Source organism: Saccharospirillum alexandrii, assembly GCF_004000275.1.
Classification (GTDB): domain Bacteria; phylum Pseudomonadota; class Gammaproteobacteria; order Pseudomonadales; family Natronospirillaceae; genus Saccharospirillum; species Saccharospirillum alexandrii.
The window spans coordinates 649,950-666,599 of the sequence record NZ_RCIP01000001.1 but is presented as its reverse complement, the minus strand read 5'-3'; the positions used below and the strand labels follow the sequence as shown (position 1 = coordinate 666,599).

Below are 16,650 nucleotides of genomic sequence, written 5' to 3'. Positions count from 1 at the left end.
CGCTAAGTGATTGTTCAACCGGGACTCTACTGCTACACTGTTACTCGCTGGGATTCTGATCTTCCTACCGCCCAGAGACCACACAGGCGGCAAGGGGCAGACCCCCCAACCTGTTGCGCCGACGTTACGTGCAACTCAAGAATCGGTTGGGCAGCAAGTACAGTTTGAAACAGCGTATGACGATGGGGTCATATGGAAGAAAGCACTTCACCACAAACGCGCAAGTGCTTCTAAATAGAGCAGGCATCCCCATAAGACTCTGTCCGTTTCCCCATTGTTAATGGAAAACACCGATCCACTGTGCTGGCGTTGTCGCCTGCACCGACCTGTGTGTTACCGATTTCTATCGGTGTTCGCCCGCCTGTATCCCTGCCCTTGCTGCTCTGTCACCCATGCTTTACTACAGAGTATCGTTCCTCAATGAAAAGAATGTTAATCAATGCAACCCAGTCAGAAGAATTGAGGGTTGCCCTGGTCGATGGCCAGAAACTCTATGACCTGGATATTGAAACTGGCTTTCGCGAGCAAAAGAAAGCCAACATCTACAAAGGCAAAATCACCCGCGTAGAACCCAGCCTTGAAGCAGCTTTTGTCGATTTTGGCGCCGAACGCCACGGCTTTCTCCCTCTGAAAGAAATCGCCCGCGAATACTTTGTCGATGCCAACATGTCCTCTCGTGCGAACATCCGCGAGCTGGTCAAAGAAGGCACCGAAGTCATTGTGCAGGTCGACAAGGAAGAGCGCGGCAATAAGGGCGCTGCTCTGACTACTATGGTCAGCCTGGCCGGTCGTTATCTGGTGCTGATGCCCAACAACCCGCGCGCTGGTGGTATCTCGCGTCGCATTGAAGGTGATGAGCGCGCCCAGATTCGTGAAGCCCTGCAGGGCGTGACCATTCCCGATGGCATGGGCTGCATTGTCCGTACTGCCGGTATTGGGCGCAGTGCCGAAGAATTGCAATGGGACCTCGACTACCTGATCCAACTGTGGGATTCCATCAAACAAGCGTCCGAAGGCCGTTCTGCACCCTTCCTGATCCTGCAGGAAAGCAACGTCATTCTGCGTGCGATCCGCGATTACCTGCGTCAGGACATCGGCGAAGTATTAATCGACAGCAAAGATGCCTACCAGTACGCACTGGATTTCGTGCAGAAAGTGATGCCGAATTATCAGAGCAAACTGAAGCTCTACGAAGACCCGGTGCCGCTGTTCAACCGCTACCAGATTGAAGCGCAGATCGAAAGCGCCTTTCAGCGCGAAGTAAAGCTGCCCAGTGGCGGCTCGATCGTTATCGACCCGACCGAAGCTCTGGTCTCGATCGACATCAACTCAAGTCGCTCGACCAAAGGCGTTGATATCGAAGAAACGGCCTTCCACACCAATCTGGAAGCGGCCGAAGAAATTGCCCGTCAGTTGCGCTTGCGTGACATGGGCGGCCTGGTGGTGATCGACTTCATCGACATGAACCAGTCCAAGCATCAGCGTGAAGTGGAAGCGCGCATCAAGGATGCTACCTCCCCCGACCGTGCCCGTGTTCAGGTAGGCCGACTGTCCCGTTTTGGTCTGCTGGAAATGTCCCGGCAAAGACTGCGTCCTTCACTGGGCGAAACCAGCGGTATTGTGTGCCCACGTTGTAATGGCCACGGCATTATTCGCGATGTGAAATCACTGTCACTGGCCATACTGCGACTGATCGAAGAAGAATCACTGAAAGAGCGCACCGCTCAGATTCGTGCCATTGTACCGTTGACCGTGGCTACCTTCCTGTTGAATGAAAAACGGGAAGCCATCTTCGATGTCGAGCGTCGTCAGAAAGTTCACGTTCTGATTGTGCCCAACACGCAAATGGAAACTCCGCACTATGAAGTCGTGCGTCTGCGTGACGATGACGAAACGCTGGTCAACGCCGAGCCCAGCTACGCCTTGAAACTGGAAGAAAAACCGTCTGAAACCGAAACGGTTCTGGAAGCGCAAACCAAGCCCCAGGAAGCCGCCATTTCCAGCCTGCAGGTAACGCCGCGTGCGCCGGTACCGCCGTCTGCACCGGAAGCCAGCAGCGAAGCTCCGGCCAAGCCTGCCCGCGCGGCCGCAGAATCAACGGTGGAAAAGCGCCGCACTGAGGGCAAAGGTCTGTTTTCCCGACTGGGTGGCTGGGTAAGCCAGTTGCTGGGATCCGACGATGAAGCCCAAAAACAGGAAAAGCCAGCGACCGAACGCAAACCGGACAACCGTTCGCGCCAGCGCGATGACAACCGCGGCAACCGTCGCAGCCCTAACCGGAACAACCGCAACCGTAATCGTGATAGCAGCCGGGAGTCGGGTCGAGATAACACTCGCGACAGCAATCGTGACAGTGGCACCAGCAACCGGGATTCGAACCGTGACGGTGCTTCGCGAGGCAATGGCCGCAATGCGGGTCGTGGATCGCGTGACCGTGATGCGGTGGCAACACCTGACGCCAGCACAAAAGAAACCAAGCAACCGGTAAAAGACTCTGCTCCATCGGCACAAAACGGGGCAGATTCGACCGAGAACCAGAATGATCGCCGGCCGCGCCAGCCGCAAATGAAGCGTCGTGAAGAACGAGACGACAGCACCGGACGCGTGCCTCTGGCCGAAGTCGGCAAGAACCGTCAGGTTCGGGGCATCAGCAAAAACGCCAGCAAGCGGCCCAACCCGGAAAAACCCGGTGAAATCATCAGCGACATCCAAACCGTCATTGAGATGATCAGCACCAAGTCGGCTGATGATGCGCGTGCCGCTGCTAAGGTAAGAGCCGATGAAGCGGCTGCGTCGACTGAGTCGACGGCTGAGACGACACCCAACACTGATGCACCACAGACCGATGCCACCCCCAGCACGGTCGAGTCAAATGACAAGGTACACAGCGAGCCGTCCAAGCTGGAAGAGTCGCCCAACCCCCGGGTTGAGCACGAAGTGATCAACACAGAAGATAACGCGGCAACCTCGCAACCGGTCGATCAGGATGAACCCTCCGATTCTGCCCCTGCAACGTCACCTTCAGCAGAGTCAGACGTTAAACCAGCCGCTGCCGAAACCAGAGTTGTTGAAAACGTCGACACACCTGCGGAAAACACTGAGTCTGAAACACACAGCGATACCGTAGAAGCAAAGGCAACCACTGCGGCAACCGTGGAAGAAACGTCAGCCTCTGAGCCTGCTGAAACATCGACTGAAACCGCGCCAGAAGTGCCGGAGCCTGTTAATCGGGGTGAATCTGAATCCGGCGAAACGCCCGCACCGGCGCAAGCAGTTACGGAAGAGCCTCAGCAGAGCGCTTCGGTACAGTCCGCCGAGACCCCGGAAACTGAGCAAACCACCGCTCAGGATGGCGAAGAAGACGTCGCCAAGCCAGCCGGCCGGGCACCGAACGATCCTCGTGAAGTGCGTCGTCGCAAGATGGCTGAACAGCAAGACAAGTAACCCTTGTCTTACCCATAAAAAAACCGGCTTCGGCCGGTTTTTTTATGGGTGTTTCCTGCAAAGGCTTCAGGTCCAAAAACGTGGTTCGGGTTCGAGCAGAACCTGGAATCGTTCAAACACGGCATCCTGAACATGGGCTTGCCAATCCAGTATGGATGACGCTGCTGCCCGATTTGGGTTGACCAGCACCAGGGCCTGGCGTTCGTAACAGCCCACGCCATCGTCATTGTGTCGTCCGCGCAGCCCACACTGATCGATCAACCAGCCAGCGGCCAGTTTCCAGCCTTCTGGTTGTTCATAAACCACCAAATCATCGTGTTGAACCAACAACGCTTCATATTGCTCGAAAGAAATAACGGGGTTCTTGAAAAAGCTGCCTGCATTCGGAAGGTGGTTGGGGTCTGGCAGGCGTGACTGTCGAATCGCAATAACCGCTTCCATCACGTCCTGTGCGTTCAGATCAGGCTTCGTTGCCAATGCCTGCAATGGGCCGTAGGACAATTTCGGCACAAAAGTTCGACTCAACTCTAGCTCGACCGCCGTGATGATGAATCGATTCTCCAATTGTTTGAACACACTGTCCCGATAACCAAACTGACAGGCCTCCCGGGTGAAATATCGCCAGCGTTCCTCGAGAATATCGTAGGCCTCAACCCGGTACAGACAGTCCGCCAGTTCAACACCATAGGCGCCAATATTCTGAACCGGCGCAGCCCCAACGGTACCTGGAATCAGCGCCAGGTTTTCAATACCGGAACCGCCCTGTGCCACCAGATCAACGACGGTCTGATGCCAGGACTCCCCTGCCCCCAAACGCCAGCGTTGGCGGTCAGATTCAGTCTCAACCCGAGTCTTACCGCGAATGGCGACCTTGACCGTCAGTCCACTGACCTGCTCGTTCAGCACCAAGTTGCTTCCGCCACCCAGAGCTCGAATGGCCATACCCCGGGCGCTTGCCCAGCGCACCAGCGCCGGCAAATCCCGGGGGTCGGTGAGTTCTGCGCACCAGGCGGCCGTTGACGGAACAGCCAGGGTATTGGCGGCTGAGAGGTCTACCTGAGGCAGTGGATCGATCGTCATCGTGTGGCAGTCTGCAGGTGCGTCAACAAACCGTGGCTGGCTTGTTCACACAGGTCCAGCACCGTTGCAAAACCCTCGTCGCCACCAAAATAGGGGTCGGGAACGTCCCGCAGTTCGGTAACCGCCGCAAAATCCAAAAATAATGCCACGGTTGCCCGATGGGACTCGGGGGCCATTGCGTTCAGGTTGATTAAATTATCGGAATCCATCGCCAGAATGTAATCAAACCGATGAAAGTCTTCAGGGGTGACTTGTCGGGCTCTCAGGTGATCCAGTTTGTAGCCTCGCGCGCGCGCCGCAGCCTGACTTCTCGGATCGGGTGCTTTGCCAAGGTGATAGGCCGCCGTGCCAGCTGAATCGACCTCGACGTCTGCTGCCAGTGGCGAGTCAGCCAGCCGGGCTTCAAACACCGCCTGGGCCGTAGGAGAACGGCAAATATTACCCAGGCATACGAATAGGACCGATGTCGATGTTGGCTGAGTGTCTGTCATGGGATCTCCTTGCTAAACAGGGCGCGCACCGCTTCCAGGTCTTCCCGGGTGTCGACACCGGCCGGAACCGGTTGCGCAGCCGGCGCTGCAACAATACAGGCGCCATGCTCCATAAACCGCAGTTGCTCGAGTTTTTCCAGTTGCTCCAGCGGGCTTTCTGGCCAGTCAATAAAGGCATCCAGTGCGCTCTTGCGATAGGCGTACAAACCAATGTGCCGTTTCCAGACGCCTTCTGGTGACGTCTGGGTGTTGTCCCGATCAAACGGAATACCGGCCCGGCTGAAGTACATGACTTCACCGTCTTGCCGTTGCACCAGTTTTACCGCATTGGGATTGGTGACCATAGCCAGACTGGCAACCGGCTCGTAGAGCGTAGCAACCTGAGCCTGGGGATTTTGCTCCAGTAATTGGGCGACCTGCAAGACGTTGTCAACAGGCATCAGCGGTTCATCGCCCTGCACATTGACGATGATGTCATCGGGATTCAACCCCAGTTGCTCAGCCGCCTCCTGCAACCGGTCGGTTCCTGAAGGATGATCGGCCCGGGTCATCACAACGCTGAACCCGGCCTGCGAGACGACATGCCGTATTTTCTCGTCATCGGTGGCGACCACAATCTGGTCGGCGCCACAGGCCTGCACCGCCATGGCCACTCGAACCACCATGGGCTGCCCGGCAATATCGAGCAAGGGTTTACCTGGTAATCGGCTGGAGCTGTAGCGGGCCGGTATCATGATTATGGTTGCCATCTTTAGACGCTCCTGAGGGCAGATTCTATGGAGTCCAGCAAGTCAGCCGGTAATTCGGGTTCTAGCCTGACAACGTAACAATGGTCTGGCCAGGGCCTGGCCAATTTAACCGCGTCTTTTTCCGTCAATACCAGGGGTAGCCCAGCATCAGCCAACCAGTCTGGCGGGACGGGTCTATGATCGCCAGGGGAATGAGTGGCCTGCAGACGAAACCCCTGCTCTGCCAATTGCTGATAAAAACTTTGCGGGTAACCGATGCCGGCACAGGCACGGATTTCAGCGTTTTTGGCCAGGGAATGGCCCTGTTCGTTGACGGGCCATTGGGGATTGAGTGCCAGCACCGCATCAACGTCAAGGTCGGCTGGTCGCTGCCCTTTGGCTACCCGCCATTGGACCGTGGTTAGTCGATCAGCGGGTTCACGCAATGGCCCGGCTGGCAGCATTTTGCCGTTACCGAGGCCTCGCACACCATCGATCATGACCAGCTCAAGATCACGGCCCATCCGGTAATGCTGCAAGCCATCATCACTGACGACCACGTCCAGCGCGTGGTGTTTAACCAGATGTCGCACCGCCCGGTCGCGATCGGGGTCTACAACCACAGGGCAGCCCAATTGCTGTGCCAGGGTTTTGGGTTCATCACCACACTGGCGAGCATCGGTGTCAGTGGTTACGAGAAGCGGATAATGATGGCTGTGTCCGCCATAACCGCGCGACACGATACCACAACGCATCCCCCGCTCATGAAGTGAGGACACCAGAGCCTGAATGGCTGGCGACTTACCGGTGCCGCCAACTGTCAGGTTACCCACGACCAAAACGGGCACTCCGTAATGGCCTTTATGGCGCTGATGAAACCGGCGCCGGGCAATCAACCCGGCCAGCCAGCTTAGAGGCAGTAGCAGCCGGGCTACCAGCGTGAGTGGTTTAACGTACCAGAAGTTCATTCGCTACTTGCCGGCGCCATCGATCAGGGGCTTTCCGGTACCTGGGTCGCGTAGCTGACCCGATAGAACCCCATTTGACCCACAGCATCCAGCACGTAGACCATCGCCTGGTGCGGTGCCTGGGCATCGCCGGTAATGATGACGGTGGTATCCCGGCTGCTGCCTGCCATTTCGGCCAGCGCCTGCTTGAGGGATTCGGTATCAGAGCGCAGCAAGGGCGTGTTATTCACCGCGTACTGGCCCTGGGCATCGACCTGAATTTCAATCGGTCGTTCATCACCGAGCACGGCCTCACTGCTGCTCTCAGGCAGATCGATCTGCAACTGGGTTTCACGCGTGAAGGTGGTCGATACCATAAAAAAAATCAGCAGGAGGAACACAACGTCAATCAGTGGCGTTAGATTGACTTGCGCTTCTTCCTGGCGGCTGCGTCTGAATCGCATGGGCGGCTCCCGTCAGCTCGACTTGGCATCGGAATGAATGGCATCAACCAGTTTGGCGCTGTCCTGTTCCATGATAACCAGCAGATCATCCACCCGGCGGGTCAGCGCACGGTGAAAAATAACCGCGGGTATGGCTACGCTCAAGCCAGCGGCGGTAGTAATCAGTGCCTGGGATATACCGCCGGCCAGTACGCCTGTGTTGCCACTGCCCTGAACCATGATGGCGGTAAATACTTCGATCATGCCCAATACCGTGCCCAACAAACCCAACAGAGGTGCGATCGCGGCAATGGTGCCCAGGGTGCTCAGAAACTTTTCCATTTCATGGGCGACATGATTGCCTGCTTCCTGAATGGCGTCCTTCATGGCTTCACGGCCATGCTTGGATGCCGTTAATCCGGACGACAAAATATAGCCAAAGAGACTGCCGCTTTTCAGCTCCTTGATCTTGGCCGAATCCAGTTCGTGGTTCTTGATCCACATCCAGACTTTTGGCAACTGATCTTTGGGCATTACCTTGGCCAGGCGTAACGCCCAAAACCGTTCGACCGTAATGGCAATGGCGACGATGGAACACAACACAATGGGGACCATCAACCACCCACCGGCTTTAATAATTTCAAACACTTAGCGTACCTCCATAGACTCCGGCGTAATTTACCATACTGTTTCCGTCAGAACATGGCTTTAAAACAGGTTGTGAAATAATTCTCATTTAAGCCAGCGCTTCCGAAAGGCGGAGCGGTAATCGTTCAATTGCATTCGCCCGTCTTTGACGGTCAACCTGAAGGTTCCCAGGTCCGCCGTATTGTGCAACGTTCGGCCATGGCGTCGGGTGTATGCCACCAGATCGGCATTGGGCCAGCGTGGCAGGTGCCGGTCTCCAGAACTGACCAGCAGCAAAGCCTCTGGGCTGGCATCCAAAAAAGCAGAAGCACTGCTGGTTCGACTGCCATGGTGACCAACAACAATGGCCGCGGCTGGAAATAACTCCGGGCGCGCCTGCAGTAACCAGTACTCTACCATTCGACTGGCGTCACCCGTGATCAGCACTGCTCCGGCAGACGTTGGAACCCAGATTACGCATGAGGTGTCATTGCTGCTGGCCTGCAACGCCAGCGGGACCGGAATCAATTCAAACGGCAGCGAATTTTGCCGGGCACCCATGCGATGGCAATTGCGCCAGCCGGGCCGCCCACTCAGCTGAGCCAGCCGATCAGGATTACCAGACACCCGGCTGGCCCCGGGCCATTCCCGCACGGCCCAATAAGCCCCCCCGGCATGGTCGGCATCAGCGTGACTGACCAGAAGCCCGGCAGGCTGAATGGACTCACGCCGATACCAGGGTGCCAGACGCTGCCGGGCAACGCTGCTGCCATCCTGCCACTGACCCGCCAGGTCATAGAGCCAGGTTTGGTCTGGCCACTGCAACACCATGGCCTGACCATGGCCAACATCCAGCAATGTCATTTGAAAGGTGTCGATGTCAGATCTGGAGGAAGCCATGACCATGGCAACTACCACCAGTAATGGCGTGGCAATCCAGCGTACCGTTCGTTCCACGGTCTGGCTCAGCAACCACCACAGCAATAGGGAGACCAGACCGATTTGCCACCAGGTCCAGGCCGGAGCCGACTGATACCAGGGTGACACCCACTCAAGCAACGCAAGGGCAAAGCCAACCACCCACTCATAACCACTGACCCAGGCAATGCCAGGGAACAACAGTATAAAGAGTGACCATGGCAGCAGGAGCAAGGTCACCATCGGTATCATCAGGGCATTGATGAGCAGCGACAAGGGATGCCAGACAAACCCCATCGCCGCGGTAATGGGAATCATCAACAGCGTCAGTGCGGCTTGCAGCTTAAGTGCCAGCCAGACGGTTGAATGATCGCGTTGCGACCAACGCTCGGCGAGACGAACGATGATCGCCACCAGTAAAAAGCTCAGCCATGCCCCAGTACTGAGCCAGGCCTGAGGTCGAAAGAGCGTAATGACGACCGCTGCACACGCCAGCACATCGAGCGCAGTGAAGCGTCGCCCAACACTCAGGGCGAGCAGTGGAATAGCCAGCATGACCCAGGCCCGCAAAGCGGGAAATCCAAACCCGGTCAGGCCAACAAAAGCCCCGCACAGCAATGCCACCCAAGCCAGTTGCAGGTAAAAGCTCCGGTTCAGCGGTATGCCGGGCAGGAGCAACAAAGCACGACCCAGCAGCACCCCCCAGGCGGCAACCATGCCCACATGCATACCACTGACGACCATCAGATGTTTCAACTGAGTCTGCTCGAACAGATCACCCAGATGAGCGGGCAAACTGGAAGACCACCCCAGACTGAGCGCAGACCAGATGGCCTGCGCATCTGCGCTCTGAAACTGCGGTGACGCCCGGTCGTGCAGTCGCACAGGTACACCCGGCTGTCGCGTTACGGTGTGAATCTCCCGCAAGCTGCCCAGCGCATCGATGCGTTCACTGAAATAGTAGCGCGTCGCATTAAACTGACCGGGTATCAGCGCGCCGACGGGTTTTCTGAGTCGGAAATTGCCCCGAACGCAGTCACCCGCGCGCAGGATTCGCCCGACATCGGCGGTGAACCGCAACTGACGTAACGCCAGTTCGGCCGGCTGATCGGTCACCGTCGCGACGGCGGATTGATAATCCTCGAATACCCGAGCCGGTTGAGACAGGCAAACGGCCAGTTCCGCAGTCTTGTGTTGCCACTGAGGAGGTAATAGGAAGCGCGCTTCATATTCCAGCCGCAACAACAAGGTGGCCGTAAAAACCAGCAGCAGTAAAGCCAGGGAGGGCCGAAACCAGAGAGTGACCAACACGACCAGTGCGACCAATCCGCTGGCCCAGCCAACACCGGTGTAAAACCACAGTAAGGGCAGGCCTATACTCAGCACTGCCAGGCTGGTCATACCCTTGACCATATAGAGCTGGCTCCTTTAAACAGGCATACTGTCCGCCTACCTCAAGTGTTAATCGTTTATGCCCCGGCGTACCCTGCAAAAATGGCTGCCCCACCCAGATCACATTCGACAGTTGCCCGCCCTGCACCGGTTCGGGCACTGGTTGCATGAACCCGGGATCTGGCACCTCAACCGGCGCAGTGTCGCCCGGGCCTTCGCTATTGGTCTGTTCGTGGCGCTGTTGCCGATACCCGGCCAAATGCCACTGGCCGCCCTGGCTGCGATTTTCTTTACCGCGAATTCGCCCATTGCACTGGCGTTGGTGTGGCTGAGTAATCCGTTCACCATGCCAGTGATATTTTATGGCACCTACTGGCTGGGCGCACAGTTATCCGGCCGATCTGTGATCGCGTTCGAAACAATTCAGCAAAACGGCTGGGGGTCGACTCTGCTGTTGGACCTGTACTGGCCAACCTTTCTGGGCGGGGTTTTGTGCGGACTGGTACTGGCGCCGCTGGGGTATTTTCTGATCAGCGGCCTTTACCACTGGCGAATGCGCTTGAACCGCCGTCGCCGCAACCGGTTACGGCAACAGCGACGGGGTGTATGACGGGTCGTTAGGCAGTCAACAACTCCAGGTGGCCGCGTTTCAGCACGTATTGTTTCGGCATTTGCCGGGCCCAATCCTGATTGTGGGTCACCACAATAAAACTCGAATCCATATCCCGGTTCAATTCCATGATCAACTCATGAACTTGCTCTGAGGTCGAATCATCCAGGTTGCCCGTAGGTTCGTCCATTAACACCACAGGTGGGTGATTAATTAGGGCACGGGCGATCGCTACGCGCTGGCGTTCACCACCGGACAGTTCTGCCGGGCGATGCCGCGCCCTGTCTTTCAGGCCAACCCGTTCCAGCAATTGCATCGCCCTCGGTTCACTCTCTGACGCCTTCATGCCCCCTATCACCTGTGGCAACAGGATATTCTCCAGCGCGGTAAACTCGGGCAACAGATGATGAAACTGAAACACGAAGCCCATGTGCTGGTTGCGCAGCAGGGCCCGTCGACGATCGCTCAGACTGGACATGGCCTGGTCGGCCATATACACCTCACCGACACTCGGAGAATCGAGCCCGGCCAGCAAATTAAGCAAGGTCGTCTTCCCGGAACCGCTACTGCCAACGATGCTGACCAGCTCTCCGGGGTCGATGGTGAAATTGATGTCGTGCAACACCTCGACCTGCTCGGGGCCCATTTTAAAAAAACGACCGACGGATTCGCACCGCAACACATCACGATTCATAACGCAGGGCCTCCGCCGGTGAGATTCGAGACGCCCGCCAGGCCGGGTAAAGCGTTGCCAGTACGCTGATGACGAAGGTCGCCCCCGCAATCAACCGAACGTCAGACCACTTCAATTCAGACGGTATATAGCTGATAAAATACACCTCGGCATTGAGGAACTGAATGTTCAGCACTTGCTCGAACCAGGCAATGATGTCGGCCACAGACCAGGCACCCACGACCCCCAGAATAACCCCCAGGGAGATACCGATCAGCCCGATGGCCGTGCCCTGAACAATGAATATTCCCATGATCTGACCGGTGCGCGCGCCTAGCGTTCTGAGAATGGCAATTTCACCCTGTTTGTCCGTCACCATCATGACCAGGCTCGACACAATGTTAAACACGGCAACGGCGACGATCATGAACAGCAGTAAACCGACCATGCGTTTTTCCATCTGAATCGCCTGGAACAGGTTGCCTTGCGTTCGGCTCCAGTCACTGACCAGATAGCGGCCAGCAAGCTCACGCCCGGCCTCGACGCCGATCCGTCGGGCATCGAACAGGTCGTCCACTTTCAAGTGAACACCATCGACGGCATCGCCATAGCGCAGTATCCGACCCAGATCGGTCATGTGAACCACCGCTAGATTGGCGTCCAGCTCCGCGCCTACAGAAAAAGTACCGACCACTTCAAAGCGTTTGAACCGGGGAGTAACTCCGGCCAGGTTGACCGTTACTTCAGGCACCATCATGGTAACCCGGTCGCCAACGCCGACGCCGAGCGTGCGCGCCATAATGTCACCCAGCACGATGCCAAAGCCGCCCTCGACCAGCGGGTCGAGTGAGCCGGATACCATGTGATTAGGGAGAATGGACACGTCAGCCAGGGTAGACGGATCAACGCCATTGATCAGCGCGCCCTTGGTTTGGGAGCGCCCTACCAGCATGCCCTGGCTTTCTGTATAAGGGCTGGCACCCAGCACTTGCGGATGTTCTGTGACCGTGTTCACGACGGATTGCCAGTCGGTCATTTCACCCGGTTGCGACAGGGTTGCGTGGGGTACCATGCCGAGAATGCGATTGCGCAATTCACGATCGAAGCCATTCATTACCGACAGCACGATGATCAATACCATCACCCCCAGGGTCAGGCCGATCATCGAGACGCCGGAAATGAAGGAAATAAAGTGGTTTCTGCGGCGGGCACGCAAATAACGCAAACCGACCAAAAGCGGGATATGATTCAGCATGGCGGGCATTAAACCACCCTGCCCTGAGCGTGCCAAGATCATTTTGGGTACACTCGGGCTGCAGACAGGGGCTTTTCGTCTTCGTTACACTCATTAACACAATGAGCGTCGGGCAACCTGCCACCAAACACCGCCTTCTCAAAGGAGCGCATTATGGACACAGATCGCCGGGAATTCTTTCGGGTCGCCGATACCGCCTACGTTACCGCTGCGGCGTATAATCCGGAGCGCCCTGCCATTGCTGATTACTTTCCTCAACTGCACCAGGTCGCGGTGCTGAAAGAATTTGAAAACGTGGACGCCCAGTTCAATGAGTTTCTGGAACGCATCAAAGACCCGGCCACACGCAAACTGATGGACCTGTTCAACACCAAACTGACCCTGATGACCCGCTACCTGCACATTCAGACCACACAGACTGAACACCTCCAGGCACAGCCGATCGACATCAGTGAAGGCGGCTGCCAGTGCTGGCTCGAGGGTGCCCACCCGGTCGGGGAGGATCTCGCCCTGGCGTTGATTTTCTCCCCCAGTTATCTATCGCTGTTCTGCCATGCCCGGGTGGCGGAGGCCATTACCGACGGCTCGGGAACGCGGGTGCACCTTGAGTTCCAGGCGTTGAGTGAGACTCAGCGCCAGTCATTAACCCGGCACTTGTTCAAAGTTCAGGCCCAAAGCCGCGGCTCATAACTCCCGCTTGCTGTAACGGAACGTTATTGGTTGCGTTACACACAAGCAAAAACCAACAACTGCCTGTATACTGCCTGCCCTTTTTATTTCAGGCGTGACGAATAATCTATGAGCCAACGCTACCTGCCCGCTGAATGGAATCCGCAGGATGCCATTCTTATCACCTGGCCCCACCCCGACAGTGACTGGGCTGACGCTCTGTCCGATGCTGAAGACGTTTATCTGGATCTGCTGAGTTCACTCAGCCACACCCAGGATGTCGTCATTCAGGTACATGCCAGCATTGATACAGACCGGCTCAAAGTCATGTTCGAACGCGATGGCATTAATCAGGCCCGGTGCCATCTGGTATTGGTCGATGGCGATGACACCTGGGCCCGCGACCATGCTCCCATTACCGTGCTCGAAAACGAACAGCCTCTGCTGCTGGATTTCACCTTCAACGGCTGGGGTGAAAAATTCGACGCCCGCAACGACAACGCCCTAAACCAGTCTATGGCCGACAAGGGTCTCTTTGCGGCACCCATGAAAACTGTTGACTGGGTACTGGAAGGTGGCAGCATTGAATCGGACGGCCAGGGCACCCTGCTTAGCACCACGGCCTGCCTGATGAACCCGAATCGAAACGGTGACCAGCCGCGCTCGGCGGTCGAGACGAGGCTGAAAACCTGGTTTGGGGTACAGCAGATACTCTGGCTGGAAAACGGCGCGCTCGCCGGAGACGACACCGACGCTCACATCGACACCCTGGCCCGCTTTGCGCCCGAACATACTCTGGTGTTTCAGGGGTGCCAGGATGAAACCGATGCGCACTTTGAGGCACTCAGTGCCATGAAACGCGAGCTGGAAACGTTCACCAATGCGGACGGCAAGCCGTACCGGCTCATTGAACTGCCCTGGCCCGATGCTCAATTCAGTCAGAATGGCCAGCGTCTGCCGGCAACGTACGCCAATTTCCTGGTTGCCAATCAGCTTTTGCTGGTACCCACCTACGGCGTCCCCCAGGATGGCGCTGCACTGGAACGCCTGGCTGATGCCTTCCCCGGGCACCGGGTTGTGGGTTTGGCCAGTAGGGCACTGATCGAACAGGGTGGCAGCCTGCACTGCATTACCATGCAGCTACCCAAAGGGACGTTGTCGCAATCATTGCTCGATTCACAGGATCTGTAAGCTGCACCTCTCACTAACGCGGTGCGGGGGGCTCCACTTCCCAACGATAATCCGGCAGTGACTGACGAACCAGGCTGCCGTATCGCTTGTCGATCAGGCGGCGGTCCATAAACCAGAGCGTGCCACTGTCTGATTCGTTGCGAATCAATCGGCCACAGGCCTGAACCAGCCGAATAATGGCAGTCGGCAAGCTGACCTGGGCGAAGGGGTTCGACCCCCGCTGTTCCAGCCACAGAGACAGAGTTGATAGAATCGGATCATCGGGTGTCGCAAACGGCAGTTTGGCAATCATCAGGTGCGTCAGGTAGTTACCCGGCAAGTCCACTCCTTCGGCCAGACTGGCCAGCCCGAACAGCGTAGAGCCCTGCCCGCTTTCAAGCCGCTCCCGGTGATGATTGATCAGAGCGTTTTTGGGTAATGCATCCTGCAACGTCACGCGTTCCTGCCAGTCGGCGCTGAGCCCCCGATACACCTCATTCATTTGCTGACGCGACGAAAACAACACCAGATTCCCGGTCGAGGTTGGCAGGTATTCCTGCACCGCTTCAATCATTGCTGTGGTGTGCGCTTCGCGCAGGCCACCATCGCAGGCAATCGCCGGTACGCGCGCGATCACGCGCGATTGGTAATCAAAGGGGCTCGACACTTGTAAATACCCGGTGTGGTCTGGCAAACCGGCCTGGAGGGCGAAGCGATTAAAATCACCCGCGATGGTCAACGTCGCTGAGGTCACAATGGCCCCGAAACACCGGTTCCAGATATGCTGTCGCAGTATTGACTGGGCGGAAACCGGACTGGCGTTCAGCACCAAATCCTGATAATCCGGCAAGTCGATGTTGTCGAACCAGCGCGCCGTCGGTGGTGCCTCTGCCTTGTCTTCCTGAAGCCAGGAAACCACCAGATCGCGCGCCGGCTCGGCGCGCCCCATCCATCGACCCAGCAACGGCAGGGTTTGTTCCAGTCGCCCCTTCTCATCCACATCCTGAGAAGCAGACAGGCGTTTGCGAACCGACTCGTCCAGGCGCAACAGGGCCGTGCACAGTTGCTTCAGCGGCTGCTCCAGCGGGGCCAGTAACGCCTGGGTCTGGGCCAGCCAGTCCGGATCATGAACCGTCAGGGTCGACAAATGCCCGTCGAGCCGCTGACGAACTGGCGCCAGCGCTCCCCAGGCGTCGGTCAGACACAGATGGGCATCACCGATGGCGGCTTCCACCTGATCCAGCAGCCGCTCTTCCGAGTCACCGTAGGCCAGCTCCAGCCTGACCTTGGGCAGTTGCTTGCGCCAGCCCTCTATCTGATTCAGCGTCTGCTTGAACGGCAGCTGACTGGCAAAGTGGGAAAGCCCCTTGTCCGGCAGGTGATGCCCTTCATCGAACACATAGATGGTCTGGGCCGGTGCCGGCAGAATCACACCCCCTCCCAGTGCCAGGTCAGCCATCACCAGATCGTGATTGGCAATGATGACGTCAGCGTCCTCCAGTTCCTTGCGGGTTTCATAGAAAGGGCAATTCTGAAAATGCGGACAACGCCGGTTCAGGCATTCCCGGTGCGTTGAGGTCACCGGACGCCAGAGCTCATCGTCGAGGCGGTCGGGCCACTGGTCCCGGTCACCACTCCACTGCCCACGTCCAAACTGGTCCAGCATGTCGGTATAGACCTGCAAGGCGGCCTCATCCTCTGCCATCGTCTCTTCAAACAATGACAAGGCAGTCACCGCGCCTTCCTGCATCTGGATGCTTTGCTCAAGGCGTTGCAAGCACAAGTAGCGCCCGCGGCCTTTGGCCAAAACGGCATTAAAGCTCAAACCGCTGGAAGCCAGAATGTCAGGAATGTCTTTTTGAACCACCTGCTCCTGCAGGGCCACAGTGGCCGTGGCAATAACCAGCCGTTTATCGAAATGCTGTGCGATCGGGATGGCGCTGAGGGCATAGCCAATGGTTTTCCCGGTACCGGTTCCTGCCTCAACCACCGCTATGGGCGCTGCACTCTGACGCTCGCCATCAGCCGAGAGCTCAACCTGCGACAAGGTGCGGGCAATGTGTGCCAGCATGTGCTTCTGACCGCTGCGCGCCTTTAGGTCACGGGCGGTGAGGTACTCGCTGTAGGCAGTCTGAATGGTGTTTTTCAGTTCAGGGGAGAGCATGGGCAGGTTTAGCTTCTCGCGGTCAACGGCTACAATGGC

14 protein-coding genes are annotated in these 16,650 nt (G+C 57.3%); 4 read left to right on the top strand and 10 right to left on the bottom strand.

Annotation, left to right across the window (positions count from 1 at the left end; all coding sequences use genetic code 11):
• The first annotated feature begins 420 nt into the window (after positions 1-420).
• Positions 421-3,444: a ribonuclease E gene (gene rne, locus EP166_RS03155; protein ID WP_246026205.1), complete on the top strand. Its 3,024-nt coding sequence runs from the start codon at positions 421-423 to the stop codon at positions 3,442-3,444.
• A gap of 66 nt (positions 3,445-3,510) precedes the next feature.
• Here the strand turns inward: rne and murB are convergent, their stop codons facing one another.
• From murB to EP166_RS03120, 7 genes are all read right to left on the bottom strand, one after another.
• Positions 3,511-4,524 carry a UDP-N-acetylmuramate dehydrogenase gene (gene murB, locus EP166_RS03150; RefSeq protein ID WP_220432474.1) on the bottom strand — a complete coding sequence of 338 codons (1,014 nt, stop codon included), beginning with the start codon at positions 4,522-4,524 and terminating at the stop codon, positions 3,511-3,513.
• Positions 4,521-5,015, bottom strand: coding sequence for a low molecular weight protein-tyrosine-phosphatase (locus tag EP166_RS03145; protein WP_127555339.1), 495 nt, complete (start codon positions 5,013-5,015; stop codon positions 4,521-4,523). The genes murB and EP166_RS03145 overlap by 4 nt, the downstream gene beginning before the upstream one ends.
• Positions 5,012-5,764, bottom strand: coding sequence for a 3-deoxy-manno-octulosonate cytidylyltransferase (gene kdsB, locus EP166_RS03140; protein ID WP_127555338.1), 753 nt, complete (start codon positions 5,762-5,764; stop codon positions 5,012-5,014). The genes EP166_RS03145 and kdsB overlap by 4 nt, the downstream gene beginning before the upstream one ends.
• 2 nt (positions 5,765-5,766) lie before the next feature.
• Positions 5,767-6,711 carry a tetraacyldisaccharide 4'-kinase gene (lpxK, locus tag EP166_RS03135; protein ID WP_127555337.1) on the bottom strand — a complete coding sequence of 315 codons (945 nt, stop codon included), beginning with the start codon at positions 6,709-6,711 and terminating at the stop codon, positions 5,767-5,769.
• 23 nt (positions 6,712-6,734) lie between these two features.
• Positions 6,735-7,154 carry an ExbD/TolR family protein gene (locus EP166_RS03130; RefSeq protein ID WP_127555336.1) on the bottom strand — a complete coding sequence of 140 codons (420 nt, stop codon included), beginning with the start codon at positions 7,152-7,154 and terminating at the stop codon, positions 6,735-6,737.
• Between the two features lie 12 nt (positions 7,155-7,166).
• On the bottom strand, positions 7,167-7,781 hold the full coding sequence (locus EP166_RS03125; protein ID WP_164743789.1) for a MotA/TolQ/ExbB proton channel family protein: 615 nt from the start codon (positions 7,779-7,781) through the stop codon (positions 7,167-7,169).
• Between the two features lie 84 nt (positions 7,782-7,865).
• On the bottom strand, positions 7,866-10,091 hold the full coding sequence (locus tag EP166_RS03120; RefSeq protein ID WP_127555335.1) for a DNA internalization-related competence protein ComEC/Rec2: 2,226 nt from the start codon (positions 10,089-10,091) through the stop codon (positions 7,866-7,868).
• A gap of 58 nt (positions 10,092-10,149) precedes the next feature.
• Here EP166_RS03120 and EP166_RS03115 point away from each other — a divergent pair, with 58 nt between their 5' ends.
• Positions 10,150-10,680, top strand: coding sequence for a DUF2062 domain-containing protein (locus tag EP166_RS03115; RefSeq protein ID WP_127555334.1), 531 nt, complete (start codon positions 10,150-10,152; stop codon positions 10,678-10,680).
• A gap of 7 nt (positions 10,681-10,687) precedes the next feature.
• Here the strand turns inward: EP166_RS03115 and EP166_RS03110 are convergent, their stop codons facing one another.
• On the bottom strand, positions 10,688-11,374 hold the full coding sequence (locus EP166_RS03110) for an ABC transporter ATP-binding protein (protein ID WP_164743788.1): 687 nt from the start codon (positions 11,372-11,374) through the stop codon (positions 10,688-10,690).
• Positions 11,364-12,608, bottom strand: a complete 1,245-nt coding sequence (locus tag EP166_RS03105) for a lipoprotein-releasing ABC transporter permease subunit (protein WP_127556228.1) — start codon at positions 12,606-12,608, stop codon at positions 11,364-11,366. The genes EP166_RS03110 and EP166_RS03105 overlap by 11 nt, the downstream gene beginning before the upstream one ends.
• A gap of 153 nt (positions 12,609-12,761) precedes the next feature.
• Between EP166_RS03105 and EP166_RS03100 the strand changes: the two genes are divergently transcribed.
• Both EP166_RS03100 and EP166_RS03095 read left to right on the top strand, forming a co-directional pair.
• The gene (locus EP166_RS03100) at positions 12,762-13,298 is read left to right on the top strand and encodes a PilZ domain-containing protein (RefSeq protein WP_127555333.1); all 537 of its coding nucleotides are present in this window, start codon (positions 12,762-12,764) and stop codon (positions 13,296-13,298) included.
• A 108-nt stretch (positions 13,299-13,406) separates the two neighbouring features.
• Complete coding sequence (locus tag EP166_RS03095) at positions 13,407-14,468, top strand: agmatine deiminase family protein (protein WP_127555332.1); 1,062 nt, start codon at positions 13,407-13,409, stop codon at positions 14,466-14,468.
• A gap of 13 nt (positions 14,469-14,481) precedes the next feature.
• Here the strand turns inward: EP166_RS03095 and dinG are convergent, their stop codons facing one another.
• Entirely contained in the window at positions 14,482-16,611 is a 2,130-nt protein-coding gene (gene dinG / locus EP166_RS03090; RefSeq protein WP_127555331.1) for an ATP-dependent DNA helicase DinG, read from the bottom strand.
• Positions 16,612-16,650: the final 39 nt, after the last annotated feature.

Bases quoted from the DNA above. Each gene is read 5' to 3' on its own strand.
- rne (WP_246026205.1), top strand. From the start codon at position 421: ATGAAAAGAATGTTAATCAATGCAACCCAGTCAGAAGAATTGAGGGTT.
- murB (WP_220432474.1), bottom strand. From the start codon at position 4,524: ATGACGATCGATCCACTGCCTCAGGTAGACCTCTCAGCCGCCAATACC.
- EP166_RS03145 (WP_127555339.1), bottom strand. From the start codon at position 5,015: ATGACAGACACTCAGCCAACATCGACATCGGTCCTATTCGTATGCCTG.
- kdsB (WP_127555338.1), bottom strand. From the start codon at position 5,764: ATGGCAACCATAATCATGATACCGGCCCGCTACAGCTCCAGCCGATTA.
- lpxK (WP_127555337.1), bottom strand. From the start codon at position 6,711: ATGAACTTCTGGTACGTTAAACCACTCACGCTGGTAGCCCGGCTGCTA.
- EP166_RS03130 (WP_127555336.1), bottom strand. From the start codon at position 7,154: ATGCGATTCAGACGCAGCCGCCAGGAAGAAGCGCAAGTCAATCTAACG.
- EP166_RS03120 (WP_127555335.1), bottom strand. From the start codon at position 10,091: ATGGTCAAGGGTATGACCAGCCTGGCAGTGCTGAGTATAGGCCTGCCC.
- EP166_RS03115 (WP_127555334.1), top strand. From the start codon at position 10,150: ATGCCCCGGCGTACCCTGCAAAAATGGCTGCCCCACCCAGATCACATT.
- EP166_RS03110 (WP_164743788.1), bottom strand. From the start codon at position 11,374: ATGAATCGTGATGTGTTGCGGTGCGAATCCGTCGGTCGTTTTTTTAAA.
- EP166_RS03105 (WP_127556228.1), bottom strand. From the start codon at position 12,608: ATGCTGAATCATATCCCGCTTTTGGTCGGTTTGCGTTATTTGCGTGCC.
- EP166_RS03100 (WP_127555333.1), top strand. From the start codon at position 12,762: ATGGACACAGATCGCCGGGAATTCTTTCGGGTCGCCGATACCGCCTAC.
- EP166_RS03095 (WP_127555332.1), top strand. From the start codon at position 13,407: ATGAGCCAACGCTACCTGCCCGCTGAATGGAATCCGCAGGATGCCATT.
- dinG (WP_127555331.1), bottom strand. From the start codon at position 16,611: ATGCTCTCCCCTGAACTGAAAAACACCATTCAGACTGCCTACAGCGAG.